Annotated in this window: 2 protein-coding genes; both read right to left on the bottom strand. The window is 64.3% G+C overall.

The window, feature by feature from the left end:
- Positions 1-892 (bottom strand): mandelate racemase/muconate lactonizing enzyme family protein (locus A2I95_RS36435; RefSeq protein ID WP_291737376.1); only part of this gene is annotated, 892 nt, incomplete at its 3' end.
- A partial coding sequence (locus A2I95_RS36430; protein ID WP_291737375.1) for a zinc-binding dehydrogenase occupies positions 889-1,618 on the bottom strand: 730 nt, incomplete at its 5' end. The genes A2I95_RS36435 and A2I95_RS36430, both read right to left, overlap by 4 nt.

Genomic DNA, 1,618 nt, shown 5'->3' with positions numbered 1-1,618 from the left:
GCACGCTGACTGTCGCGCCCGCAGCCAGGCACATGTCCCGGTGCCGCCGCCCATGAGTCAGCCCGCCCGCCTTGGAGATCTTGAGGCCGATGCCGTCAGCCACATCCTCGGCCAGCATCAGCGCGATATCCTCATCCTGCTGCACCAGCTCGTCCAGAATGATCGGCACCGTGCAGCGCTTGCGCAGCGACAGGGTCTCGCGCCAGGTCTTGCAGGGCGCCTCCAGCACGAAATCCAGCCCCTCGGGCAGCATCCGCAGCATCCTGAGCGCGGTTTCCGGCGTCAGCCCGCCATTGGCATCGACCAGAAAGAACTCCCCCGGCTGCCGGTCGGCCAAGGACGCGCGGATGCGCTCGGCGTCCAGCGCCGGGCCGCCTTCGCTGTCCATGGCGCCGATCTTCACCGAATGGCCCAGATAGCCCATCTCGCGATGCTGCGCGACGCGGGCGCGCATATCCTCGGGTGTGCCTGCATAGATTGAGGAGATCACCGGCAGGCGTTTGCCGGTTGAGCCGCCCAGCAGTTCGCACACCGGCATGTTCACCGACTTGCCGAACAGGTCCCAGCAGGCGAGGTCTATTGCGGATTTTGCGTGGTTGTGGCCGACCAGCGCCTCATCCATCGCTTCATTGATGCGGTCCATCTGCCGCGGGTCACGGCCCAGCAGATAAGGCGCAATCTCGGCAATCCCGGCCCGCGCGCCCAAAGCATGCGACGCGATATAGGTGGAGCCGAACGGCGTGCTCTCGCCCCAGCCCTCCAGCCCGGTATCAGTCGTGATGCGCACAAAAGACGCATCAAAGCTGCGGTACTCCCGCCCGCCCGACAGCATATAGGTGCCGCCGGAATAGGGCAGGTCCAGCTGGTACAGCTCTATCTTCTTGATTTTCACGCTTGGACCTCCGGGATCATCAGCACCAGTTTACCTGCGTGCTTCTTGCTCAGAAAATCCTCCTGCGCCGTTGCAATCTCAGCCAGCGGATAGGTCTTGGCGACCAGCGGGCGGATTTCACCTGCTTCGATGTAAGAGATCAGATTGGCGAACACCTCATCCTCCTGAAAGGTGCAGCCCATCAGGGTCAGGTCCTTCAGATACAGCGTGCGCACGTCGATTTCGCTGATCGGCCCGGCAATGGCACCTGCGGTGGCATAACGCCCACCGCGCCGTAAAACGTCCATAAAAGCCGGCCACTGCGGGCCGGCCACCAGATCGACCACCACGTCGACGGCACCCTCGCCCAGTTCGCTGCGCAAATCGGCGTTCCGGTCGATCACCCGGTCAGCACCAAGCGCCAGAACTTCATCCGCCTTGGCAGACGAGGACAGCGCGATCACGGTGGCGCCGCGGCGCTTGGCCAGCTGAACGGCAGCGGAACCCACGCCGCCGGAGGCGCCGGAGATCAGCACGGTTTCGGCACCCAGACCAACCCGGTGCAGCATGTTCTCCGCCGTCGAGTAAGCGCAGGGGATCGAGGCCAGCTCGGCATCGGACCAGTCGCATTTCACCGCATGGGTTTCGCGCGCAGGCGCCACCGCGAATTGGGCAAAGCCGCCGTCGCATTCGCTGCCGAAGGTCCAGCATTCATAGGGGCGGTAGTCGACGTAGGAGCGCAGCATG

The sequence above is a fragment of the Leisingera sp. F5 genome, assembly GCF_001593695.1.
This window is presented reverse-complemented; position numbering and strand designations above follow the sequence as displayed.